General features: G+C 45.8%; 1 protein-coding gene. It reads right to left on the bottom strand.

Going from position 1 to position 253, the window contains the following annotated elements; translation table 11 throughout:
• Window positions 1–253: efflux RND transporter permease subunit (locus SB751_RS33220; RefSeq protein ID WP_410723308.1), on the bottom strand; the 253-nt coding region annotated here is incomplete at both ends.

Genomic DNA, 253 nt, shown 5'->3' with positions numbered 1-253 from the left:
CACGTCACTTGCGCCGTCAATATTAGTGGCAAGCGCAGTGACTTTTTCTGCAAGCGATGACAAGGTCGCAATGTCGTTACCAAACACTTTGATTGAAATATCGCCAGTGCCACCGGTTAGCATTTCTGATACGCGCATTTGAATTGGTTGAGTAAAACCAATATTAACACCTGGAAATTGCGCAAGCGTTTGGCGAATATGCTCTATTAGTTGTGCTTTAGTAGCAAAGCGCCACTGCTCCTTTGGTGCCAGC

The organism is Cupriavidus sp. SIMBA_020 (genome assembly GCF_046535395.1).
GTDB classification, from domain to species: domain Bacteria; phylum Pseudomonadota; class Gammaproteobacteria; order Burkholderiales; family Burkholderiaceae; genus Cupriavidus; species Cupriavidus campinensis.
Note: the sequence above shows the minus strand (reverse complement) of the source record. Positions and strands in the feature narration are given on the sequence as shown.